The sequence below is a fragment of the Polymorphospora rubra genome (assembly GCF_018324255.1).
GTDB lineage: Bacteria > Actinomycetota > Actinomycetes > Mycobacteriales > Micromonosporaceae > Polymorphospora > Polymorphospora rubra.
Genome location: NZ_AP023359.1, coordinates 4,668,312 through 4,692,110, shown reverse-complemented (window position 1 = coordinate 4,692,110; position 23,799 = coordinate 4,668,312). Strand labels below are relative to the sequence as shown.

Genomic DNA, 23,799 nt, shown 5'->3' with positions numbered 1-23,799 from the left:
CGACGTCGAACTCCCCGCGCTCGGCAGTCGCCGTGCCGAGTGTTCCGGGCGACCCGGTGCCTTCGGCAAGGTCAGCGGGGGCCGCATGTCCGAATGTCGCGGCAACTCTGCACTGACTTCCCCTCGCCGCCGCGCAGTCGCGGCGGTCGTGCCGTCACGACTGCCACACCGCAGCGCGCCGACCCGGGCTGTGCGGCGGGGTAAAGGCGGTGCACGTTCGTTCCCTGAAACCCCCGTCGCACTTCCCGCACCCGTTCCCGCCGACCTGTACTGGGGTCCACAGGGGAAGGGAGCCGGACGTGGCCTTCGACGACCGCATCGCGACGCTGTTCGCGGAGTACGAACGTCAGCGCGACAGCGTGAAGGAACTCCAGGAACGGATGAGCAGGGTCAAGGCGTCCGCCACCTCGCCACGACGCGAGGTGACGGTCACGGTCGGGCAGAACGGGGTGCTGACCGACATCAGTTTCCCGACCGGCGCGTACCGGCGGATGCCGCCGGCCGAGCTGCAGGCCACCATCATGCAGACCTTCGCCGAGGCCAAGGAGCAGGTGATGGAACAAGCGGCCGAACTGCTCGCGCCGCTGCTGCCCGCCGGGATGAACGCGGCCAAGATGGTCCGGGGTGAGGCCGGTGTCGACATGTACCTGCCGCCCGAGGGCCCCCGGATGTCCCAAGGGGTCCGCGAGTTGCTCGGCCTCGACGCGGACCGGCCGTGAGCGGGCCGAACGGGTCGCTCTGGGTGGACCCGGAGGGGGTCCTCTCGGTCAGCCGGGCGTACGACGGACACATCGCCATGTACGACCGGTACCTCAGCCGACTCGACCAACTCCGGGCGCAGTACGCCAACGCGTGGGGCGACGACGAGATCGGCAACCAGTTCCGGGAGCAGTTCGACAACACCATGGACGTCGTCGAGGGCATCATCCTCGGCGTCCGGGGAAGCGTGGAGTACGCCGCGGTGGGGCTGCGGATCAGCGGCGAGGGGTACCGACAGGCCGAGGACGACGCGATCGAGGCCGGACGCATCATCGGTACCGAGTTCGCGGCGCTGCCCACGCAGGTGGCCTCCCGGCAGCCCGGCGAACACGCCCCGCAGTATGCCTCCCGCCAGCCGGCGCTCCCGGCCGTGGAGGCGGGGACGTTGACCCCGATGCACGCGGCGCGGCGCGCCGACAAGCCCGCACTCCAGGTGGGAGTCCGCCTCCAGGGCGAACTCATCGACGCCGAGGAGGTAGCGGGGACACCCATGATCGCGGCGGTACGACAACCCGCCGAGCCCGCGCTCCAATCGCGCCGGGCCGTGCAGGGCAGGTTGCTCGGCGTCGATTCCGAGGACGACATCGAACAGCCCACGTCCCGGTTGGCCGCCCACCTTCCCGGCGAGCCCGCGCTCCAATCACGCAGGGCCGTGCAGGGCAGATTGCTCGGCGTCGACTCCGAGGACGACATCGAACAGCCCACGTCCCGGTTGGCCGCCCAACTTCCCGCCGACCCGGGAGTCCTGCCGACGTTCACTCCCGCGATGCCCCTGACCTCCGCGCACATCAGCCACCCCACCGAAGGGGTTCTCATCGACGGCGCCCCGGTCCCCGAGGGCTTCGAGCTGCGGACGCTGAACACCTTCGAGGACGACACCTCACGCCTCGACGTCAACTACTACGACTCGGTGTTCCCGCTGGGCGACCGGCACGTCGTCACCGGGCCGGACGGTCAGCCCCTGAATCCGGGCGACGGGCACCTGTTCCTGGTCAAGCCGCAGGAGAACCCCATCGACCCGACGTCGCCCGACTACCATCCGATCTTGTTCAGCTTCGCGGCCGACGGCACGGCCGTACCCCTCTGACACTCGCCCATGGTCAGTTTCCACATTCCCAACGACCCCGAGTGGCAGTGGGCGTACGACGCGATCCTCTACACGGTCGGTGAGAAGTTCCCCAAGGGCAATCCGCCGGAGCTGAAGGCGCTCAGCGTCGAACTCGACGCCTTCGCGCGGCACCTGCTCAGCAACATCACGACGACCCAGTACCTCGGCTCCGGCCTGCTCGGCAACCTCGACGGTCCCGCCGCCGACGCGTTCGCCCAGTTCCACCGGACGATCACCGGTCCGGTGCCCCTGGGGTCGCACCGGGCGATGGTCGCGGGCGACATCGCCAACCAGGCCAACGAGCAGATCGACTACGGACAGGTCCAGATCGTCGTCGCGGCGTACGTGATCGTCCTCGACATCGCCCTGGCGTTGGCCTCCGGCTTCGGCATCACGGTCATCCCGGCGTTCCTCCGGTTCGGCCAGCAGCTCACCGAGTGGCTGCTCGACAAGTTGGAAGGCCGGCTCCAGAGGCTGATCGCCCTGCTCGCGATCCAGGGCGCCGAGGAGGCCGTGGAGGAGGGCGCCGAGAACGTCGCCGCCCAGGCGATCGTGATCGCCAAGGACAACAAGAGCGACGGCTTCTCCCTCCTGGACCTGGCGTGGTCCGCGGCAGCCGGCGCCACCATCGGCCTCGTCGCCGGCAGTGTCCACATCATCGGCGGCAAGTTCTATCCCAATTTCAGCAACACTGTGCACGGACAGGCCGGACTGGGGGCACTGGGGGAGATCCTCGGCGAGCTCGCCTTCATGTCGATGATCGGTGCGGTCAACGATTTCAACGCGCTGGCCACCGGCGTCTCCTCCCTGGTCGGCACGTACGCCAGCCGTTACGCCCACGATCTCGGTACGGCGCTCGGTGGTCCCGATGCGCAGACCCCCGACGCCGACAGCCTGAACGGCTCCGGCGGCAGCAAGGACCTGGCCGCCTCGGGTGACGGTCCCGGCGCTGGTGGGAGCCCCTCCGGCAAGGGCAACGGTCCCGGATCGGGAAATCCGGACCCCGACACCGGTAAGGATGTCCCGCCGCCGCCCTACGACGCCCCGCCCGCCGGTGAGGAACCTCCCCCCTACGACGAGCCGCCCCCCTACGACGCGCCCCTGACCAAGGACGCACCGCTCACCAAGGACGTACCCCCGACCAGGGACGCGCCGCCGACCACGGACGCGCCGCCGGCCCAGGACGGCCCCGCGAATCACGACCGGCCGACCGGCGGCGGTGCCCCGCTCGCCGGCACCCCCGGTGGGGCGGTGGCACCCGGTCCCCGGCCCGACCCGCGACCGCCCGCCAACGGCACCGTCCCCCCGACCAGCCCCGGTGGACACGGCGCGGTCCCGCGGCCGGATGGCGGATCGCCACGGCCGCACGAGGTGACCCCCGTCCCGCCCGTCGTCCGTCCCGGGCCCGACGTGCCACCGCCGGGCAACGCCCACCCGCCGGGCGGTCTGCCCGGCACCATCGGAACGCCCGCGACGGGTGACCCCACCGTGGTCAGCCCGCCGCCCACCGTGGCGCCACCCCCCACCGTGGCTCCACCCCCCACCGTGGACGGGCAGCTCGGGCTGCCTGGCTTCCACACCACGCCCGTCGGCACCCCCGCCACCGGCGTCGTCGACCCCTCGGGGCCGCCAACCTCGGTCGACCCGGCCAACCCGACCCCGGCCAACCCGACCCCGGTCGACCCGACCCCGGCCCCCGTGGGAGACCCGCGGCAGACCGACGGCCCGTCGACCGTCCCGGACCCCGTGACCGTCGACAACCAGCCGCCCCAGCACGTCCCAACGCCGGCGCCGGCTCCGGTCACCGGGAACGACGGCACCGTGGCGCCGCCGACCCCGCACCCCGGCACCGTGAGCCCGGCGCCGCAGGCTCCCCCGACGCAGCACCCCACCACGCAGGACCCCACGACCCAGCCGGTCGCCCCACCGGCCACCAGCCCGCAGGGAACGCCGCCGACCGGCACGACCTCGCCGAGCGCGCCGCCGAACGGACACCAGCCCGGCACCACCCCAGCCGGCACACCCGGTACCACGCCATCAGCCACCGCGCCAACCGGCACCGGGCAGCCGGACGTCGTCACCGCCCCACCCGCCACGGTGCCCGGGGCCCTGTCCCCGGCTCCGGGTGCCACCCCGGCCGCGACCACCGGAACGACCGGAGGCACGAACCCGCAACCGGCCACCACCACGACCGGGCCGGCGAGCACGCGTGCTGACGGCCCGGCGACGACCGGTCCGGCGCTGGGTGCCTCGGGCCGCCCGGCGCCCGCGCCGATGCCTCCGTTGGACACCACGGTCGGCCCGCTCACCCCGGACCCGGTCGTGTCGCCGCTGACGCGGGACGAGATCGGTACGGCGGCCGACACCTTCGACGTTTCCCCGCTGGACTCCCCGACGGCGACCGAGGCGCCGCCCTGGAGCCGCCCGGCCACCCCCGATCCGACCGTCACGGACCAGGCCCCGACCGTCACGGACGAGGCGTCGACTGTCACGGATGAAACGCCGGTCGTACCGGGCCCGACGGTCGGGAGTGTCCCGAGCGCCGCGAGCACGCACACTCCCCCGCCGCCCGGCCCCACGCCGACCCGCGGCACCACCCCGGGAACCGCCACCACCGGACGCCCCGCACCCACGACGGACGTCTCGCCGCCCGGGCCGGTCACCACCGTCACGGAATCCCCGGTCACCGATCCCGACCCCACGACCCCCGACCACGAGGGCCGGGATGTCCGCGACCAGACCGCGACCACCGACGCGCCACCGGAGCGGACGACCGACCCGACCCCCGACCCGACCGGCCACGTGGCGGTGGCGACACCCGACCCGACCGAGGGGCGGGCGGTACCACCACCGGGCGACCGGAACGGTCCGCGTTCGTCGCGGTTCGCTCCTGCGGCCCCGGCCTCCGGTCGGGCCCGGTCACTGCGGAACGTGCCGCCGGCCGTCGTGGTGAAGTCGACCGCCGAGACGCCGTGCGTCGGCGACCCGATCGACGTGACGACCGGCCGGATGATCTACACCGAGACCGATGCCACCCTGCCCGGTCTGCCCCTGTCGCGCACCCACCGTTCGGACTACCGCTTCGGCCGGTCCTTCGGCCCGAGCTGGGCGTCGACGCTGGACCAGAGTGTCGTCGCCGACGACCGGCACGCCTGGTTCCTGGACGCCGACGGTTCGATCCTCACGTACCCGCTGCCCGCCGAGGGCGAGGAGGCGCTGCCGTTGCTCGGCCGCCCCGTTCCGCTGCGCCGGCTGGTCGGCGGCGGCTGGTCGCTCGCGCAGCCCGACGCGCTGCTGCTGTTCGCCCCGGCCGGTGACGACGGCGCGGCACTGCTCTCCGATGTCGCGACGGCCGCCGGGCGGTGGCACGTCGTCCGGGACGACGCCGGCACTCCGGTGCGGCTCAGGTCGTCGGCCGGGGGCCGGGTGGAGCTGCGCACCCGGGACGGCCTGGTGACCGGTGCGCTCTTCGTGCCCGCCGACGAGGCCGAGGACGCCGTCGAGCTGCCGGCGTTCGGGTACGACGACCGACGCCGCCTGGTCGAGGTACGGAACTCGTCCGGTGACGCGGTACGACTCGACTACGACGGGGACGGCCGGATCGTGCGGTGGGAGGACCGCAACGGCGAGTGGTACACGTACGCGTACGACGCGACCAGCCGGTGTGTGCTCACCGACGGCAACGGCGGCATCCTGCGGTACGCGTTCGAGTACGGCGACGGCGTCACCGTCGTGACCGACTCGTTCGGCGGCGTGCACCGGTACGAGCTGAACGACCGTCTCCAGGTCGTCGCGGAGACCGATCCCCTCGGCAACACCACGCGGACGGAGTGGGACGCGGCGTACCGGCCGCTGTCGCGGACCGACCCGCTCGGCCGGGTCACCCGGTTCACGTACGACGAGCGGGGGCGACCGGGCGCGACGATCCGCCCGGACGGTGGCCCCGGCACGGCCGGGCAGGACGACGGGCGGACGGACGGCGTACCCGGAACGGAATTTGATCTTGATGGTCTGGGCCGGCCGAGGTCGGCGCGGCTGCCGGACGGTGCCGTCACGGAGTTCGGCTGGACCGCCGAGGGCGACCTGGCCTGGCGCACCGGCCCGGACGGCGCCACCCAGGAATGGCATTACGACGGCGAAGGGAATCTGGTGGAAAGTATCGACGCCGAAGGGCGTTCCGTGCAGATCGAATATGGTTCGTTCGATCTACCCACAGCACGGATCGACGAGGAGGGCAACCGAACCGAGTTCGCCTACGACACGGAGCTGCGCCTGGTCGCGGTGACGAACCCGCGGGGCCGGGTCTGGCGGTACACCTACGACCCGGCCGGGCGTCTCGCCACGGAGACCGACTTCGACGGACGCACCCAGCACTACGGCTACGACGCGGCGGGGCAGCTGACCGCGCGCACGAACGCGGCCGGCGAGACCACCCACTACGCCTACGACGTGCTGGGGCGGGTGGTCGAGCGCCGGGTCGGCGACGTGGTCACGCGGCTGGAGTACGACGCCGACGGCCACCTCGCCGGGGTGGAGAGCCCGGACGCGGTGGTGCGGTTCGAGCGGGACGCCCAGGGACGGGTCGTCGCGGAGACGATCAACGGCCGCACCGTCCGCACCTCCTACACCGGTGACGGGGGGATGGCCCGGACCACACCGTCGGGCCGGTCCAGCCGGTGGAGCCTGGACGCGCAGGGCCAGCCGGTCATGCTCGTCACCGGCGGGCACGTGGTGCGGTTCGGGCACGACGCGGCCGGGCGGGAGATCAGCCGGACCGTCGACGACGTGCTGGCGCTGCGCCAGACGTTCGACGCGGCGGGCCGGTTGACCGTGCAGCACATCGCCGACGCCGCCGTACGGGGCTTCGACTACGACGCCACCGACCGGGTCGTCGCGATCGCCGACACGCTCGACGGCGACCGCGCGTTCCAGGCCGACGAGACCGGCCGCATCCACGCCGTGGTCGTCGACGGCACCGAGCGGGAACGGTACGACTACGACGCGGCCGGCAACCTCACCGGTGCCGGCGGGCGCTGGGAGTTCGCCGGCAGCATGCTCCTGCGCTCGGACGACGCGCGGTTCGAGTACGACGGGAAGGGGCGCCTGACCACCCGGGTCGACCCGGCGGGCACGTGGCGGTTCACCTGGGACGCCGAGGACCGCCTGGTGCAGGCCACCGCGCCGGACGGCGACCGGTGGCGCTACCGCTACGACGGCTTCGGCCGCCGGATCGCCAAGCAACGCCTGGCCGGCGACGACGACACGGTCCTGGACGAGGTGCACTTCGCCTGGTCCGGCGACCTCATGGTCGAGCAGACCGACGCCACCGGCACCGTCTCGTGGGACTACTGGCCCGACGGGTCCGCGCCGGTCACCCAGACCAACAGCGACGACGGGCTGCACACCGTCGTCACCGACGCCATCGGCACCCCCACCCACCTGGTCGAGCCCGGTGGCCACCTGCGCTGGTGGTCGCGGGGTGACCTGTGGGGCCGGACCAGCGACCCGGTCGGCACCCCGCTGCGCTTCCCGGGCCAGTACCACGACACGGAGACCGGCCTGCACTACAACCGGTTCCGCTACTACGATCCGGCGACCGCCCGCTACCTGAGCCCGGACCCGCTCGGCCTGGCCGGCGGGCCCAACCCGACCGCGTACGTCGACGATCCGCTCACCATCTGCGACCCCCTCGGCCTGACCCCCAAGTGCAAGGGAGGCAGCGGGAGCAGCCGGTCGTCCGAGAGTTCGCACCGGTCGAGCCGTTCGCGCCGGTCACGCCACTCGCACGGTGAGCCGAGCAACCTGCCACCGCAGGCAGCCCCGCCGACCACGGAGGACCTGGTCGGCGGGCCGCAGTCCGAGCTGGACGCCACCTTCGACCCACCGGTCAGCGATGACGACCACGCACGGCAGCACTCGCTCAGCCAGCTCTCGTCGGACAGCTCCTCCCATGACGACGTCCAGCAGAACCTCCCGCCGGTGGTCGCGGACCCGCCTGTCGACTTCGAGAAGACCCAGGCGGACTGGGAGAGCATCGAGTACCGCTTCTCCCGCTACGACACGCTGTGGAACGACCCGGACGTGCGGAGCGCCTACGACGGCTTCAAGGAGCAGATGAACTTCGAGCTCGACCTGAAGAACCGAGGTTTGACCGACGACCAGATCGACGCTGCGGTCATCCGGGAGTTCGGTGCCGACAGGGTCGTTCCTTTCGCCCAGATCATGGCTGAAAAGCACGCCTTCTCCGTTCCGGCCAAAGAGTGGTACCAGAACCAGAACCGCCCCGACTTCGACGTATACCTTGCGCAGCGGGTGGAGGATTACCGGTCGAATCTCGCCCTCTGGGGCAAGATCGGCCCGGCGGTCGCCGAGCGGATCACCGAGCAGGAGCACAAGCGAATGCTCGAAGCGACCCCCGGCGGGGTCATCTTCGACAACAAGATGCTCGGCACCAAGAACTTCTTCCATTACCCGCCCGGCTACAACCGCATGTGGGTGCTCTTCTCCCACCACCTCGTGGACCGCACCACCGGAACGGTCGACGCGCATGTGTTCCGCGGGGTAATGAAACCGAGCGTCCTGTACGACACCGAAGCGCCGACTCTCTTCAACAGCCCGAACATCGACGCCCTGCGTGTCGTCGCCTGGGACTTCGTCCCCGGGAAGAACCAGCTCAAGAGGGTGGGAGAATACGTCGTCCACTCCCAGGGATCCCTGGACGGCAAGGTTCCGATCCTCGAGGCCAGGAAGGTCTCGCAATCGTTCAAGGATCACCAGCAGAAACTCTACGAACAGCTCGTCTACCGTCGGGAGAACTACAACCGGGAAGGGCTGCAGAACTCTCTCGACGATTTTCCGCCGGCCGAGCGGAGAGACAGCAACTACATCTTCGTCGTGTCGGACGCCTCCCGGCCCGAGGTCGTGGAGAGCCCGGAAGCCATCACCCGACGATGGTCCGAACTGCAGAACAACCCGACCGCCGACAACCCGCTGGCCCGGGTGGACCAGATGCTGGCCCTGATCCAGTACGCGCAGGACAACGATCCGCCGGGCAGTGAATCCCCGGTCGCCGAGCTCATGGACGCGTTCTCCACCATGAGCGTGGACCCGGCCGGCAGCCGGTCCGGCTCGACCGACAGCATTCCCGTGCCCATGACGCGGCACAACACCGCATACGACCCGGCCGACGCCGAGTTCGGCCCGCTTCCGGAGAACCCGGATCCGAGCCCGCGCGGATCCGACTACTCGCCCACGCTGGACGCCGTACCGGAGGACACCGGTCCCGTCACGGACTGGAACGATCCGAACTGGACCAACTTCGACTTCCCCCGACCACCGGCGGGCGCCGTGATTCCGACGTGGGGCCGACCGATCGCAGGTCCACCGGATCGTCACGCAGAAGATCCAACAAGCATTCCAGCAAACCGTCCAGCTCCCGCAGCAACTCCTCCAAGTCCAAGTCCCGCAGCAGCTCCGCCAACTCCAGCGATTCGTACCGCACCGCCCCGATGTACCCGGACCAGACGTACACGGACCAGCCGTACGCGGACCCGGACGTCCCCGGCGACGCCTACTACGACAACGGCCAGTCCGCTGTCTACAGCCAGGACGTGCTGATCGACCCCAACGTGCTGATGGAGCATTACGCGGGGCCGTCGTTCAGGGGCGCGTCGCCGGCCTCGTCGGCGAAGAGCACCGACGAGACGCACTGTGAGGCCGACCCGATCGACGTGACCACCGGTCGCATGATCCTCACCGAGACCGACGCCACGCTGCCGGGTCTCCCGCTGATCCGCACCTACCGCTCCGACTACCGCTGGGGCCGGTCGTTCGGCCCGGCCTGGGCCTCGCCCCTGGACCAGCGGATCATCGTCGACAGCGAGCAGGTGCGGTACCTGGCCTCGGACGGGTCCATCCTGACGTACCCGTTGGTCGCCGAGGGTGCGACGGCGTTGCCGACGCTCGGGCGGGCATTGCCGCTTCGCCGGCTGGTCGGCGGTGGCTGGCTGCTCACCGACCCGGCGTCCGGCCAGGCGTGGGTGTTCGCCCCGGCGAGCCGCGGCGAGTCGCTGCTCAGCGACGTGACCGACGGCGGCCTCCGGTGGGCGATCACCCGCGACGACGACGGCACCGTCACGGCGCTGCGCTCCTCGGCGGGCGCGACGATCGAGTTCACCTCGTCCGAGGGCCTGGTGACCGCGGTGCGGCTGCCGGAACACGACGGGACCCTGGTGGAGGCGGCCCGGTTCGGCTACGACCAGGACCGCCAGCTGGTCGAGGTGGTCAACTCCTCGGGTGACCCGGAGCGCTTCCGGTACGCCGACGGGCGGATCGTGCGCTGGGACGACCGGAACGGGGAGTGGTACACCTACACCTATGACGAGGCCGGACGCTGCGTCGGCACCGACGGCCGGGACGGCTTCCTGCGCTACCGGTTCGAGTACTCGGACGGCCTGACCGTCGTCACCGACTCGCTCGGCGCGGTCCGCAGGTACGAGCTCAACGACCGCCTCCAGGTGGTGACGGAGACCGACGCCCTCGGCGCGACGACCCGGAACGAGTGGGACGACGCGTACCGGCTGCTGTCCCGGACCGACCCGCTGGGCCGGACCACGCGCTACGAGTACGACGCCGACGGGCGGCCGACCGTGGTCACCCGGCCCGACGGCAGCAGCTCCACGACCACCTACGACGAGCTGGGCCGGGCCACCTCGTGGACGGACTTCGACGGCTCGACCGGCAGCCGGGAGTTCGACACCGACGGCCGGGTGCTCGCCGAGATCGACGCCAGCGGCGAGGTCGTGCGCTTCGACCGGCCCGTCGAGGGTGGCCGGGGAACGGCCATCCAGGTCGGTCCGGAGGTCGTCGTGCGCAACGCGGTGCGGCAGATCACGTCGATCACCACCGGCGAGGGCGACACCCGCTACGAGTACGACCGCCTCGGCCGGATCGTCAAGATCGAGACCGATCAGGGCATCACCAACGTCGGTTGGACGCTGGAGGGTGACCTCGCCTGGCGGGAGAACCCGGACGGCGTCATCGAGGAGTTCGGCTACGACGGCGAGGGCAACCTGGTCGAGACCCTCGACGCCACCGGCCGCCGCACATACCTCGAGTACGGCGCGTTCGACCTGGTGACGGCCCGGATCGACGACGAGGACAACCGCACCGAGTACGCGTACGACACCGAGCTGCGGCTGACCGGCATCACCGACCCGCAGGGCCGGACGTGGCAGTACACGTACGACCCGAACGGCCGGTTGGTCGAGGAGACCGACTTCGACGGCCGCACCCAGCGGTACGCGTACGACGCCGCGGGGCAGCTCGTCGAGCACACCGACGCGGCCGGTGAGGTCACCCACTTCAGCTACGACGTGCTGGGCCGGGTGGTCGAACGCCGCACCGGCACGGCCGTGACGCGGCTGACGTACGACCCGGCGGGCCGCATCGTCGCGGCCGACGACGCCGACTCGCAGATCCGGTTGGAGCGCGACGCGCTCGGCCGGGTGGTCGCCGAGACGGTGAACGGACAGACGGTCTCCAGTGCGTACCGTGACCAGTCCGAGGCGGTGACCGCGCGGACCCGCCCGTCCGGGGCGGTGACGCGGTGGTCGTACGACGAGTCGGGCCGGCCGGCGCTCCTGGTGGCCGGCGGGCAGCGTCTCCGGTTCGCCTACGAGGACGGGCGTGAGGTGGGCCGCGCCTGGGAGGCGGGGCTGACGATCGACCAGCCGGCCAACCCCACGGCGGCACCGGACGAGCAGACCGGTGAGCCGGGTGACGTCCGGTACACACTGGACGCCCTGGGGCGGCCGGCCACCCGTTCGGGCGAAGCCGGTGACTGGCACCTGACCTGGGACCACCGGGACCGGCTGGCCACGGTCACCACGCCCGACGGCGACCGCTGGCAGTACCGGTACGACGCGTTCGGCCGCCGGATCGCCAAGCAGCGCCACGGCAAGGACGGCGCGGTGCTGGAGGAGACGCAGTTCGTGTGGTCCGGTGACCTGCTCGTCGAGCAGCACCACCGGGACGGCACCGGCCGGGTCACCACGACGGCGTGGGAGTACCACCCGGCGCTGGCGTACCCGGTCGCCCAGGTGACCGACGGCACGGTGCACGCCGTGGTGACCGGCGACGCCGGCACCCCGCCGGAGCTGGTCGGTACCGACGGCAGCCGGCCGGACGAGCCGGCGGCCACGCCGCTGCGGCTCGGCGGCCGGTACCTGGACGCGGAGACCGGGCTGCAGTACGACGGGTCGCGCTACTACGACCCGGCCACGGCCCGCTTCCTGTCCGGGTCGCGGACGGCCCCGGCGCCGCTGGGCTGACCTCTGGGCCTGCCCCGCTCACCTACGGGTGAGCGGGGCAGCACGATCGTGGCCATGCACTCGACACACCGAAGCCACGACCGGATCAAACCCAGATGATCTTGTGCTCCCGCTCTGCTCCCAACGTAAAGAGCACAACGGGAACGGCTCGTTACCGAAGATTCGGTAACGAGCCGTTTGACCTACTCATATACATGGTGGGCGATACTGGGTTTGAACCGGTGACCTTTTCCGCGTCAAGGAACGGTCCGCAACGCTCTGACCAGGACAAACACAAACAGCCGCAGGTCGGGTGGGGACGATCCGCGCAGGTCAGGGTGGTTGGACGCCGTTCAGCGCCGTTGGAAGCGACCCACTGCTCCCAATCTGCTCCCCGATTCCGCCCAAACGGTCGGGACGGCCGGATTCGAACCGACGCCCCTTGACCCCCAGGACGCTTCGCCACACGTCCACGCACGTCGCGCACGCCATCGCCATGATCAGGTCATGCAGTCGGCCGGTAGTCGCAGGACGCTGACCCTGCTTGACCTACTCCGCCACGCCGGTCGCCACGTCCAAGAGTTGAACACCGTCGCCTCTCAGCCCCCGCGCCGACGGGCACGCAACCTTGCTCGACCGGCGACATCGGCCTTTCTGGTACGTCGATCTGCGTTTGACATACCCACATGTGCATCGGACCGGTACTCCGACATACCGCACCGGAACGTGCCGTTGACGCCCAAGCGGCGACCGACGTCTGGCTCTGAGACGTCCGCGACCAGGTGCAGGGAGGCATTCCAGCAACGAGCGCCGAGGGCCACCGGACCCAGCGTTCACACCATGGCCGGTCATGGAAGTGGCCGCCCTGAATGGATGGGATAGTGGTGAGCGTCGAGAGTAGACGGAGCGTGGACAATGAACAACGGCGGGTTGTTAGACCAGTTGGATCAGTGGGTGCGGCGGGGATGGGGCCGGTTCATCCTGCTGGTGGCCGCGCTGACGGTCGCGGGGACGGTCACGGCGGTCGTCGCCGTGTTCTGGACCGTCGCGCTCGACGCGACCGGCGTCTTCGCCGAAGCCTCGCGATTCTGGCACGGTGACCGGCCGGACTGGGCAGGCCTCGTCGGCCTCCTTCTCTGGATCGCCGGGGCGGCCTGGATCGGAGGCAGCTTCTGGTGGCTGGTGCGCAACGGTCACTACCAGCGCAACGCCCGCAACCGGCGATGGATGAAGAGCTGGTCTCGTCGCCGGCAACTGATCCGGCAGGTACGCGGCACCGCTGCGCGACGCGACGAGGACCGGCCGTTACTGCCCCTGGTCGCGGAGCACCTGATCGACGAGCCGAAATTCCTGCTGCCGCTCTACGGCCTGGCGCTGCTCCAGGTCGGGCAGATGTTCCTCCGGTGGGCACCGGGCTTCGTCCTCATCGCCGCGCTCTTCGTCGGGACGCTCACCGTCGGGGCCGTCGTATCCTTCCAGAACGCGCGCCGGGCGAGAGCGTTCCTCACCGAACACGCGGACGGCGAGACCCCCATCGAAGCAAGCGCCAACCGCTGACAGCGGCACCACCGCCGGTCGATGGCGTGTGGTTCAACCCAGCACGCCACCGGCTGTCCTCAGTTCGTCGGGTCGGTCAGCGACCGTACATCCCACACCCAGACGTCCAGTTCGAGCAGGCCGGACCGACCAGTTGCTCGACGGTCTGCCGCAGCGGCTCTGAATGCGGCTGCGGACCGGCAGCACCAGGACCGCCGGCGACTCCATCCAGCATCACAAGCCTGACCACCGCCGCGACGTGCCTGGACAGGCGTGCCGTGCGCCGCTGGTAACGCTCCAGCACCCCGGGCATCTGCTCGCGGAAGGTCTGCCGGCAGGGTTGGCCGCCTCTTCGTTTTCTTCGGTGTGCTGGCCGGCTTTGCGCTGGTGACGATGTGGACGTCGTGGCAGGTGGCCGGGCGGTGGTTGCGTTGGCATCTGGAGTTGGTCGGCGGCGCCAATCTGACGGTGAAGCTGCCATTCTGCGGTGGGCCCTCAGCAAGGCACGACCGGGACGCGCCCCACAACCTCATCCGTGTACCAGGTGGCCGGCGTAACGGGCGCGGCGTGATCGATGGTGCCGAGGTCGATGGCGTCGAGAAAGACAGTGGTTGCCTCTGCGTTGTCGTACAGGTGGTGAAGGAGGCCGGTGCCGGGAATCGGGACGATGTCGAAGCCCTGGTGAAGTAGCCAGGCGATGGCCAGTTGGGCGACCGTGCAACCGCGCACCTCGGCAATCGACGCCAGCCGATCGGCAAGGGTGCGATGGGCGGCAAGGTTTCCGACAGCGAACCGCGGATCGGCGCGTCGGATGTCCCGCGCCGCGAGGCCAGGCAGGTCGCGGCCCGTGCCGGCGAGAAGGCCGCGGCCGAGGGGCGAGCGTGCGACCAGCCCGATCCCGAGTTCACGGCACGTGTCGAGGACGCCGTTCACCTCCGGCGCCCGGGTGCCGACCGAGTATTCGGTCTGCACCGCGGTAACCGGATGCACCGCGTCGGCGCGCCGGATCATTTCGGGTCCGGCGTCGACTATTCCCAGGTGGCGCACCTTCCCAGCGGCAACGAGGTCGGCCATCGCGCCCCAGGTCTCCTCGAGCGGTACGTCCGGATCGACGTGATGCTGGTAGTACAGGTCGATGACGTCGGTGCCGAGCCTTCGCAGGGAGGCGTCGCAGGCCGCCCGCACGTAGTCGGGACGGCCGTTGACCCGCGTCCCTTTACCGTAGGGAATGCGTTCGACGCCGAACTTCGTCGCCACCACCACCTGATCACGTCGGCCCGCCAGCGCCCTTCCGACCAGGTGCTCGTTGACGCGGTCGCCGTAGGAGTCGGCGGTGTCGAGCAGGGTGATGCCGAGGTCCAGTGCCCGGTGCAGGGCCGGGGTCGACTTCGCGTCACGGCCCGGGTGGTATTCGGACAGCCCCATGCAGCCGAGACCGATGGCCGAGACGGAGAGGGTTCGCAGACGTCGCAGCCGCATCACACCTCCTCGTCGTTACCGCGCACCGCTGGCGAGTTCGGCATGACGCTCCATGATTTCCCACACCTTCTGCTGCAACTCGGCGGGCGGCTGCGGAAGCAGTGAACGGCCGTGTTCACGGCTGCGCAACGCCACGGTCGCCTCCCCTCTGGCGGTCTCCTCTCCGCGTTGGTTGACCGCCCGCAGTTCGATCTCGACGAGGTTCATGCCGTTTTCGCGCCGCTTGCCGGTCACCGTGCCGGAGAGGTACTGGATGTCTCCGTGGTAGTTGAACTTGCGGATCTCGTCGTGCTGGCGTACGACGAATCCCTCGTCCCCATCCAGTCGGTGAGCCTGTGGTGTAACCAGCATTCGCGCAGTACGCCGTAGTCGTAGGCGCGTGGGTTGCCGATCGCCTGCGCCCATGCGGAGTCCCAGTGCACCCGCTGCGCGACATCCGGCACGCCGTGGTCGTTGTCGACGTAGAACGCCGGGATGCGCTGGCGGTTGCGCCAGTTCAGGCGGGAGGTCTTCAGACCGTACGGCACAAAGCCGTAGCCGCCGGCGTGGAAGACGATCATGTCGGTGGTGGTGAGCGGGCCCTTGGCCATGGTGCCGAGCGATTCGCCGATCGTCACGTCCTCGAAGTAGCGGGGCTGCGCGCCACGTACGGTCTCGGCGGCGTAGATCTCGTCGAGTTCGGCGATGTCCTGCCGGGTGTATGAGGGTGTCGGTACGTCCTTGTACTTGCCGGCCTCTCTGGCCTTCTTCCTGCCGGTGAGGATGATGAGGGTCCGGTATACGCCGACCACTTCTCCCCGCTGGTTGAACTTGACCTCACGGTTGACGCGGATCACGCTGCGGCCGGCGAACTCCGACTTCTTTACCTCGACCGATTCCAGGCCCTTGAAGGAGTGGAGCCGGTCCCCCGCGTGCACCGGCCGATACCATTCCCAGGTGCCTCCGGAGACGAAGGCGTGGATGCCGCGGTAGCTGCCGCCGCGCAACTCCTTCGGAAGCCGGTCCCCGAGGAGCGGGGTGTTGAGGATCGCGGCGATGATCTGCGGCGCGACCTGCCCGCCCCAGCGGGTGCCCGCACCGTGCTCTGGGTCGGTGTAGAGCGGGTTGTCGTCGCCGTAGCTGAAGGCGAAGTTCCTGATCGCCTCGGGGGTCGCCGTACCGAGGTAGGCCAGGTCCCGGACGGCGGCGACGGCACCGGCGGCGGCACGGTCCCGCTCGATGTCGGCCTCGTCGATGTCGAAGTCGCTCGCCTCCTCGAACGCCTGGTTCGGTTCGGTTCCGCCGCGGGTTTCCTCGGTCATGTTCGATGCCTTCAATCAGTACGGGTGATCGGATCGGCGGGCTGGCCAGACCGGCGTCGAGCACGCCTTCAGGTATTCGTTCGTCAGTCGGGCGGCGAGCTCGTCCACGGTGGGGATGTCGTCGATGAGTTCGACGCCCTGGCCCGCCGACCAGATGTCCCGCCACGGGCGTATGTCGGGAGGCAGGTGGGTGTGGTCACCGCGGGCCGCCGGAACCGGGAGGTTGTGGGAATCGAGACCGACGCGGCGCAGCGACGGCACGAGCCAGTTCGCGGGGACCGAGGCCACCGCGTCGGTGTAGAGAAGGTCGGCCGCCGCGGCGTCGACCAGCATCCGCTTGTACTCCGGCGGCGCCGACGACTCCTGGGTCGCGATGAACCTGGTGCCCACGTAGGCGAGGTCGGCGCCGAGGACTTCGGCGGCGCGGATCGCCGCGCCGGTGGCGACCGCGCCGGCAAGGACGATGGTGCCGTCGAACATCGCGCGCACCTTCGGCACGAGTGCGAGGTGGGACACCGGTCCCGAGTGTCCGCCGCCGCCGGCTCCGATACAGGTCAGTCCGTCGACGCCGGCGGCGATCGCCTTTTCCGCGAAACGGAGTGACGTCACGTCGTGGAACACCCGACCGCCCCAGTCGTGCACCCTTTTCGTCAGCTCGGTCGGGTCGCCCTGCGCGGAGATGATCAGCTCGACATCGTGCCGTCGGCAGACGTCGAGATGCTCGTCGAGGTGTTCGGCCATGATCGCCCGCGAGATGTTGACCGCGATCGGGCCGATGACGGCCTCGGGGTGGCGTTCACGATGATCCCGCAGGCTCCGCCGGATGGTGCCCAGCCACGCGTCGAACTCTTCGATACTGCGGGCGTTCTGCCTCGGAAGCGCGCCGACGAAGCCGTTGCGGCAGGCGGCGGTGACGAGTTCGGGGCCGGTGACGAGGAACATCGGCGCGCAGATCACCGGCAGGCTGAGCGAGCGGCGCAGCTCGGCAGGGATGCTCATGCGCCACGAACCCGTGTTCTCGCGTCCCGGAAGCGGCCTCGTTCGAGTGCGGCGAAGACGCGGTCGTAGCCGTCGTGCCAGGCCTGTTCGAAGGACCGCCCGGCGTCGAGGCGGACCTGGCGGCGCAGTTCGGCCAGGGAGTGGACGTCGTTGGCGGCGAGTAGGCGGGCGTAGGCCCGGACGTCCGTGGTGAGCGAGCCGGGCTCCGAGACGAATTGAGCAAGACCGTATTCGTGGGCCTCGGTGCCGGTGATGGTCCTGGCGCTGAGCAGCAGGTCGAGCGCGCGGCCGGTGCCGACGAGCTGGGTGAGCAGCCATGCGGTGCCGAGTTCCGCGACCAGTCCGATCTTCGCGAAGGCGGTGGTCCATTTGGCGTCCGGCACGGTGAAGCGCACGTCGGCCATCAACGCGTGGGCGAGGCCTATCCCGGCGACCGCCCCGTTGACGGCGGCTATCACGGGCTTGTTCACCCGCATCGCGACGTCCCGGGGCTCGGCGAGGGCGCGTCGTCGCACCTCGTCGATGTCGAGGGTCTCGAGGCGGGTGAAGTCGGCGCCGGCGCAGAACCCGCGGCCCGCGCCGGTGATCACGATGACGCGCACCGTGGGGTCGTCGTCGGCCCTGCGCAGCGCCCCGAGGTAGCGGGAGGCCATGTCGTCGGCGAACGCGTTGAGTCGCTCCGGGCGGTTGAAGGTGATCGTGGCGATCTCGTCCTCGACGCCATAGCGGATGGTCTCCGCTGGCAGCTCTCCGTCATCAGACACGCCACGAGTGTACCGATCGGTACGTTGGCGATCAAGGGTCGCGCGCCAGTGGCAAACATCCGATCCGGTCGGCCGATCACGCCGCTCACGTGCCGGCATCGCATCCGACCTCGCCAGCAATCCCCCACCCATCGAGGCAGAGCCACCGGGACGACAAGGCTTCGCGATCATCGAACTGATAGACTGGTCGGTCCATACAACCGGAAAGTCGACTACCGTAGGTCGCGCCCGCCCGACCAGGACGGTCCCCGCCGACCGAAACCCACCGCCCCCCATCCGCGGATCGGCCGCCGAGGACCGGTGCGGTCCAAGACAGAGGAAACCGTCGAATGACAAGCTTCGCGGACGTCCACCTGGACGGGATGTCGATCCGGCTCGACGGCCGGATCCTGCGGATCACCCTCAACCGGCCCCAGCGCCGCAACGCACTCAGTTCGGAGTCCGCCCGCGAGGTCGCGGCATTACTGGCGGACCTCGGACGGGAGGACGTCGTCCGCGTCATCGCCGTCACGGCCGAAGGCGACCACTTCTGCTCCGGAATGAACCTCAAGCGGGACCGGCGGCACGAAGGCGAGCGCCCCAGGCCGACCGCGACGCACCGGAGCATCGACTCCGGGCCGCACCGGTTGATCGGTGCACTCGCGCGGATCGAGGTACCGGTCGTGACGTCCGTCCGTGGTCACGCGTCGGGTCTCGGCTGCTCGCTCGCCCTGGTCGCGGACTTCTGCGTCGCCAGCCATACCGCGCTGTTCTCCGTTCCCTTCGTCCGTAAGGGCTTCACCCCGGACTCCGGCAGCACCTGGCTGCTACCGCGACTGGTCGGGATGGCCCGCGCACGCGAGATGCTGATGCTCGGGCGACAGGTGACCGCCAGCGAGGCGTTCGAATGGGGCCTGATCAGCCGACTCGTTCCCGACAAGGACCTCACGGCGGCCACGGAGGCGCTCGTCGGTGAACTGGCGGACGGCGCGACCACGTCGCTCGGACTCGTCAAGTGGCTGCTGGACCGGAACTCGGTCGGGACGCTGGAGGACGCGCTGCGCACGGAGAGCCTCGTCGAGGACGTCGCGACCAGGACGCTCGACTTCAAAGAGGGCATCGCCGCGTTCATGGAACGCCGCCCGCCGTCCTTCGAGGGGAACTGAGACGATGTCCCAGCAAGATCCTCCCCTGCCGGCCTTCGGGGTGGTGTCCGGCCTGGAATACCAACGGGCGATCGCCGACGGAGTGATCCCGACACAGCCGTTCCAGACCCTCCTGGGATTCCGCCTCCGATCGGTCGACGACGACGGCGTCGTCGTCGGCGACGCCTTCCCCCGTCCCGAGTTCGCGAACTCCGCCGGACGGCTCCACGGCGGCTACCTCTCCGCGCTGATGGACTGCGCGACGGCGACAGCCGCCCACTCCCGGCAACCCGTCGGAGCCGGTGCGCCACACATCCACGCCTCCTACCGGTTCCTGTCGTCGGCCGATCACCGCGCCGCGTTGGTCGTCACCGCGCGGCCCACCCATGTCGGCCGGTCCGTGGTGCATGCCGCCGTCGAGATACGGACCCGGGCCGGGAAACTGATCGCCTCCGGCGAGACCGTCCACAAGGTACGCCGGATCGACGCGCACCGTGACGCCGGCACCGCCGCGCGATGACGATGCCGAGCGGCACGCAGGAGTCGAGATTCGTTCTCGACCACCGCGGTACCCGGTTGCGTGGACGCATACTGCCGGGTGACGGGAACGGGCGGGATGTGGTCCTCATCCACGGCGCCGGCGCGCACGGGCACTGGTGGGACGCGATGCTCGGCCACGTCGGGCGGCGGTGGCGGGCCACCGTCTTCGACCTCAGCGGTCACGGCGAAAGCGGTCACCGGTCGGATGGGTACGGCGGTGAGACGTGGGCATCGGAGGTGGCGTCGGTGATCCGGTACGTCGCCCACTCCGGATCGGCCACGCTCGTCGCCCACAGCATGGGGAGCCTCGTCGGCGCCGCCACGGCGGCCCTGTACCCGCAGGTGGTGGACGAGCTCGTCATGCTCGATGTCACGATCAGACCACCACGGGCGGATACCGCCCAGCAGCCTCGGGGCAGGCCCGGCCGCGAGCGGACCGTCCACGCCGACATCGACACGGCGATCAGCCGGTTCCGGCTCGTCCCCGCGGGAAGCACCGCACCTGCCGGGCTCGTCCGTGCCCTCGCCAGCCACTCGTACGAACAGGTTCCGCAGGGCTGGCGGGTACGTTTCGATCCCGCGGTGTTCCAGCGGTTCACCGATGCGGTGATCCACGATTGGCTGGGGCGGATCGACTGTCCCGTGACACTCGTCGGCGGGGCACTGAGCCCCGCGGTCACCGAGGCCTCGGCCCGGTACGTCGCGGGCCGGGTCGGACGACCCGTCCGGTGGGGACTCGTCCCGGCCGCGCATCATCACGTGCAGCTCGACCGCCCGGGCCCGCTCGCGGATCTGCTGGTGGAGTTGCTCGACGGCGGCGAGCCGTCGAGCCTGCACCGGGTCGGCTGAGGATCAGCCGGCGAGTTTCCTGACAATCGCGAAGTCGTGGACCTGCCGCGTGTGGTCCGGTGCCACGGGGCGCAGATTCAAGGTGGTCACACCTGCCCGGGAGAACGCATGGATCCGCTCACCGACCCGCTCGGGGTTCCCGATCAACGACAGCCCTCGGACGAGCGCCTCCGGTACGGCGTCGACCGCCTCCTCGCGCCTGCCGGCCAGATACAACTCCTGGACGTGGGACGCCTCGTCGGCGAACCCGAACCGCGACACCAGGGTGGTGTAGAAGTTCTTGCCCCTGGCTCCCATTCCACCGACGTAGAGGGCGAGGTGCTCCCGGACCTGGCGCAGGGCCGCGTTCTCCTCCTCCTGCGTCTCGACGACCGCCAGGTAGCTCTGGGCGATGACATCGAGCGGCCCGAGGTTCGGATCCCGCCGGGCGTTGCCCTTACGCAGGTGCGGACCGAACACCGGGTCCGCGACCTCGGGAAGGAAGAACATCGGCTGCCATGCCTCGAAGTGCTCGGCCGCCATCGCCACCGCACGGTCGCCGATTCCGCCGAGCATGACAGGGATCCGCTCGCGTACCGGCTTGTTTATGATCTTCAAGGGCTTGCCGAGCCCCGAGCCGCCACGCTGCGGGCCCAGTGGCAGCTGGAAGTGTTCGCCGTCGTGCTGGAGGGCCTCCCTGCGCCACAGCATCCGGCAGATCTGCGTGACCTCGAGCGTGCGACCGAGCGGAGCCCGGTACGGCACGCCGTGGAATCCCTCGACGACCTGCGGCCCGGAAGCGCCGATCCCCAGCATGAACCGGCCCTCGGAGACGTAGTCCAGTCCGGCGGCGGTCATCGCGATGAGCGCCGGCGTGCGGGAGTAGACGTTGAGGATCGAGGAAGCGATCGTGATCCGCTCCGTCGACGCGGCCAGGTAGCCCAGCATGCTCACCGCGTCGTAGGAATACGCCTCCGGCACGAAAAGCACGTCGACGCCGACTGCCTCATATTCCCGGATACGAATGGCGGTCTCTTTGAAACCGCCGCTGTACGACAGCGGCATACCGATCCTCAATGCACTTCCTCCACTCTTTCCATCGGCGCCAGGTTGGCGCAGTCAGTGCCGCCAGCTGCTCGCCACCCTCGCAGAAGTGTACCGATCGGTTGGTTCAGTGTATCATCGCTGGGCGACACGCGGCCCGACCAGGGCCCTGATCCGCCGGGAAGGGTGGTAGCCATGGGGCTGCGCGAGGCAGTGGTCGTCGAGGCGGTACGCACTCCGATCGGCCGCAAGAAGGGCTCGCTGGCCGACGTGCACGCGGTCGACCTGTCCGCGGTCGTGCTCAACGAGCTTCTGAAGCGCGCGGGCCTGGACCCCGAGGTCGTGGAGGACGTCTACTGGGGCTGCGTGACCCAGCTCGGCGACCAGTCGAGCAACGTGGGCCGCTTCGCGGTGCTGGCGGCCGGCTGGCCCGAGACGGTCCCGGCCGTCACGATCAACCGGGCGTGCGGCTCGAGCCAGCAGGCCCTGGAGTTCGCCGCGTTCGCGGTGATGTCCGGCCGGGCCGACGTCATCGTCGCCGGCGGCGTGGAGACCATGAACCGGGTTCCGATCGGTTCGGCGCGGAAGTTCGGCGAGCCCTACGGCCGCACGGTCCTGGACCGCTTCGGTGTCGATGACCTCAGCCAGGGCATCGGGGCGGAGATGATCGCCGACAGGTGGGGGTTCAGCCGGACCCGGCTCGACGAGTTCGCCGCGCTTTCGCACGAGCGCGCCGCGGCGGCCATCGACTCCGGGGCCTTCGACCGACAGCTGGTCGCGGTGCCGCTCGACGGCGGCACGCTCGATGTGGACGAAGGGCTGCGGCGGGACACTTCCGTGGCGACGCTGGCGTCGCTCACGCCGGCCTTCCGCGAAGGGGGCAGGATCCACGCCGGCAACTCCTCGCAGATCGCCGATGGCGCCGCCGCGTTGCTGGTCACCACGCCGGAACAGGCGAACCGCCTGGGTCTGCGACCACTCGCCCGCTTCCACGCCGGAGCGGTGGCCGGTGCGGATCCGGTGGAGATGCTCACCGCGCCGATCCCCGCGACGGAACGCGTTCTTCGTTCGGCCGGGCTCTCGATCGGGGAGATCGGCGCCTTCGAGATCAACGAGGCGTTCGCGCCGGTGCCGCTGGCGTGGCAGGTGGAGACCGGTGCCGACCCGGCTCGCCTCAACGCCGTCGGGGGCGCCATCGCGGTCGGACACCCCCTCGGCGCCTCCGGCGCGATCCTGGCCACGCGGCTGATCCACTACATGCGGGACAACGGAGTCCGGTACGGTCTCCAGTCGATGTGCGAAGGTGGCGGGACCGCTAACGCGACGATCTTCGAACTCTGGTCCCAGAATTGACTATTGACGACATGGCTAAGAAGTCGAACAAGGAGACGACCAGCGAACGGGTGCTGCGCGTCGCGACCGAACTCTTCGCCGAGAAGGGCTACGACGCGACCGGCGTCCAGGAGCTGTCGGAATCGACCGGGCTGGGCCGCGGTGCCCTGTACTACCACATCAAGAACAAGCAGCAGTTGCTGCTCAGCATCGCCCTTCGCCTACTCGAGAACGCCAACCGCGAGGCGCGGAGAATCCTCGCCAGTGGGGGCTCGGCCGAGGACCGGCTGCACCGCATGGCCGAACACCTGTTGATGGACCTGTCCACCAACCGCAGTGCCTGGATCACCTCGATGCGCGACTGGCAGGCGCTCGACGAGCCCCACCGCTCGCACGTACGCCATCTTCGTGACGAGTACGAGCAGTACTGGCAGGCGCTGTTCGACGAGGGTGCCGAGGCCGGCCTCTTCCGGCCGGTCCACGCGATGCAGCGGCGAGCCATAGTCGGGATGTTCACCAGCAGCTACCGCTGGATCGAGCCCGCCGGATCGCTGTCCCCGAAGCAGATCTCCGAGCTTTACGTGTCGTTGTTCCTCGACGGCCTGCGGGTGCGCAAGGGCGACTAGGACGCCGTACCCAACCGGCGCGGAAGCCTTCTCACGCCATCCCGTGCGG

The 23,799-nt window shown here is 70.1% G+C and carries 16 protein-coding genes; 10 read left to right on the top strand and 6 right to left on the bottom strand.

Annotation, left to right across the window (positions count from 1 at the left end):
• Positions 1-299 precede the first annotated feature (299 nt).
• The 5 genes from Prubr_RS21190 to Prubr_RS21170 all read left to right on the top strand — a co-directional run bounded on the left by Prubr_RS21190 (position 300) and on the right by Prubr_RS21170 (position 13,734).
• Complete coding sequence (locus Prubr_RS21190; protein WP_212816652.1) at positions 300-719, top strand: YbaB/EbfC family nucleoid-associated protein; 420 nt, start codon at positions 300-302, stop codon at positions 717-719.
• Positions 716-1,846 (top strand): hypothetical protein, encoded by a 1,131-nt coding sequence (locus tag Prubr_RS21185; protein ID WP_212816651.1) that lies wholly within the window; start codon positions 716-718, stop codon positions 1,844-1,846. The genes Prubr_RS21190 and Prubr_RS21185 overlap by 4 nt, the downstream gene beginning before the upstream one ends.
• A 9-nt stretch (positions 1,847-1,855) precedes the next feature.
• Complete coding sequence (locus tag Prubr_RS21180; protein WP_212816650.1) at positions 1,856-9,484, top strand: RHS repeat-associated core domain-containing protein; 7,629 nt, start codon at positions 1,856-1,858, stop codon at positions 9,482-9,484.
• Positions 9,376-12,198, top strand: a complete 2,823-nt coding sequence (locus Prubr_RS21175; protein WP_212816649.1) for a DUF6531 domain-containing protein — start codon at positions 9,376-9,378, stop codon at positions 12,196-12,198. The genes Prubr_RS21180 and Prubr_RS21175 overlap by 109 nt, the downstream gene beginning before the upstream one ends.
• An 894-nt stretch (positions 12,199-13,092) precedes the next feature.
• Positions 13,093-13,734 carry a hypothetical protein gene (locus Prubr_RS21170; RefSeq protein WP_212816648.1) on the top strand — a complete coding sequence of 214 codons (642 nt, stop codon included), beginning with the start codon at positions 13,093-13,095 and terminating at the stop codon, positions 13,732-13,734.
• A gap of 474 nt (positions 13,735-14,208) precedes the next feature.
• On the opposite strand, the gene Prubr_RS21165 is transcribed toward Prubr_RS21170, so the two are convergent.
• From Prubr_RS21165 to Prubr_RS21145, 5 genes are read right to left on the bottom strand one after another with little or no spacing between them, the layout of a single operon-like run.
• Positions 14,209-15,192 (bottom strand): aldo/keto reductase, encoded by a 984-nt coding sequence (locus Prubr_RS21165; protein WP_212816647.1) that lies wholly within the window; start codon positions 15,190-15,192, stop codon positions 14,209-14,211.
• A gap of 15 nt (positions 15,193-15,207) precedes the next feature.
• Complete coding sequence (locus Prubr_RS21160; RefSeq protein ID WP_212816646.1) at positions 15,208-15,426, bottom strand: hypothetical protein; 219 nt, start codon at positions 15,424-15,426, stop codon at positions 15,208-15,210.
• Entirely contained in the window at positions 15,423-16,493 is a 1,071-nt protein-coding gene (locus Prubr_RS21155) for an FAS1-like dehydratase domain-containing protein (protein WP_212816645.1), read from the bottom strand. The genes Prubr_RS21160 and Prubr_RS21155 overlap by 4 nt, the downstream gene beginning before the upstream one ends.
• 15 nt (positions 16,494-16,508) lie before the next feature.
• Positions 16,509-17,492: an NAD(P)H-dependent flavin oxidoreductase gene (locus tag Prubr_RS21150; protein ID WP_212816644.1), complete on the bottom strand. Its 984-nt coding sequence runs from the start codon at positions 17,490-17,492 to the stop codon at positions 16,509-16,511.
• Positions 17,489-18,256 (bottom strand): enoyl-CoA hydratase-related protein, encoded by a 768-nt coding sequence (locus Prubr_RS21145; RefSeq protein ID WP_212816643.1) that lies wholly within the window; start codon positions 18,254-18,256, stop codon positions 17,489-17,491. The genes Prubr_RS21150 and Prubr_RS21145 overlap by 4 nt, the downstream gene beginning before the upstream one ends.
• 329 nt (positions 18,257-18,585) lie before the next feature.
• On the opposite strand from Prubr_RS21145, the gene Prubr_RS21140 reads away from it, so the two are divergent.
• From Prubr_RS21140 to Prubr_RS21130, 3 genes are read left to right on the top strand one after another with little or no spacing between them, the layout of a single operon-like run.
• Complete coding sequence (locus Prubr_RS21140) at positions 18,586-19,401, top strand: enoyl-CoA hydratase/isomerase family protein (RefSeq protein ID WP_212816642.1); 816 nt, start codon at positions 18,586-18,588, stop codon at positions 19,399-19,401.
• 4 nt (positions 19,402-19,405) lie between these two features.
• Positions 19,406-19,900, top strand: coding sequence for a PaaI family thioesterase (locus tag Prubr_RS21135; protein ID WP_212816641.1), 495 nt, complete (start codon positions 19,406-19,408; stop codon positions 19,898-19,900).
• Positions 19,897-20,769 carry an alpha/beta fold hydrolase gene (locus Prubr_RS21130; RefSeq protein WP_212816640.1) on the top strand — a complete coding sequence of 291 codons (873 nt, stop codon included), beginning with the start codon at positions 19,897-19,899 and terminating at the stop codon, positions 20,767-20,769. The genes Prubr_RS21135 and Prubr_RS21130 overlap by 4 nt, the downstream gene beginning before the upstream one ends.
• Before the next feature lie 3 nt (positions 20,770-20,772).
• Here Prubr_RS21130 and Prubr_RS21125 read toward each other — a convergent pair whose 3' ends face one another.
• On the bottom strand, positions 20,773-21,813 hold the full coding sequence (locus Prubr_RS21125; RefSeq protein WP_343221697.1) for an LLM class F420-dependent oxidoreductase: 1,041 nt from the start codon (positions 21,811-21,813) through the stop codon (positions 20,773-20,775).
• Positions 21,814-21,993: 180 nt separating this feature from the next.
• On the opposite strand from Prubr_RS21125, the gene Prubr_RS21120 reads away from it, so the two are divergent.
• Positions 21,994-23,145, top strand: coding sequence for a thiolase family protein (locus tag Prubr_RS21120; RefSeq protein WP_212828330.1), 1,152 nt, complete (start codon positions 21,994-21,996; stop codon positions 23,143-23,145).
• Between the two features lie 11 nt (positions 23,146-23,156).
• A complete protein-coding gene (locus tag Prubr_RS21115; protein WP_212816638.1) occupies positions 23,157-23,750 on the top strand; it encodes a TetR/AcrR family transcriptional regulator in 594 nt (197 codons plus the stop codon).
• Positions 23,751-23,799: the final 49 nt, after the last annotated feature.

What these genes read in the sequence shown, in the direction of transcription:
- Prubr_RS21115 (WP_212816638.1), top strand. Translation starts at nt 23,157, where the DNA reads ATGGCTAAGAAGTCGAACAAGGAGACGACCAGCGAACGGGTGCTGCGC.
- Prubr_RS21175 (WP_212816649.1), top strand. Translation starts at nt 9,376, where the DNA reads ATGTACCCGGACCAGACGTACACGGACCAGCCGTACGCGGACCCGGAC.
- Prubr_RS21150 (WP_212816644.1), bottom strand. Translation starts at nt 17,492, where the DNA reads ATGAGCATCCCTGCCGAGCTGCGCCGCTCGCTCAGCCTGCCGGTGATC.
- Prubr_RS21135 (WP_212816641.1), top strand. Translation starts at nt 19,406, where the DNA reads ATGTCCCAGCAAGATCCTCCCCTGCCGGCCTTCGGGGTGGTGTCCGGC.
- Prubr_RS21155 (WP_212816645.1), bottom strand. Translation starts at nt 16,493, where the DNA reads ATGACCGAGGAAACCCGCGGCGGAACCGAACCGAACCAGGCGTTCGAG.
- Prubr_RS21170 (WP_212816648.1), top strand. Translation starts at nt 13,093, where the DNA reads ATGAACAACGGCGGGTTGTTAGACCAGTTGGATCAGTGGGTGCGGCGG.
- Prubr_RS21165 (WP_212816647.1), bottom strand. Translation starts at nt 15,192, where the DNA reads ATGCGGCTGCGACGTCTGCGAACCCTCTCCGTCTCGGCCATCGGTCTC.
- Prubr_RS21125 (WP_343221697.1), bottom strand. Translation starts at nt 21,813, where the DNA reads ATGCCGCTGTCGTACAGCGGCGGTTTCAAAGAGACCGCCATTCGTATC.
- Prubr_RS21130 (WP_212816640.1), top strand. Translation starts at nt 19,897, where the DNA reads ATGACGATGCCGAGCGGCACGCAGGAGTCGAGATTCGTTCTCGACCAC.
- Prubr_RS21140 (WP_212816642.1), top strand. Translation starts at nt 18,586, where the DNA reads ATGACAAGCTTCGCGGACGTCCACCTGGACGGGATGTCGATCCGGCTC.
- Prubr_RS21180 (WP_212816650.1), top strand. Translation starts at nt 1,856, where the DNA reads ATGGTCAGTTTCCACATTCCCAACGACCCCGAGTGGCAGTGGGCGTAC.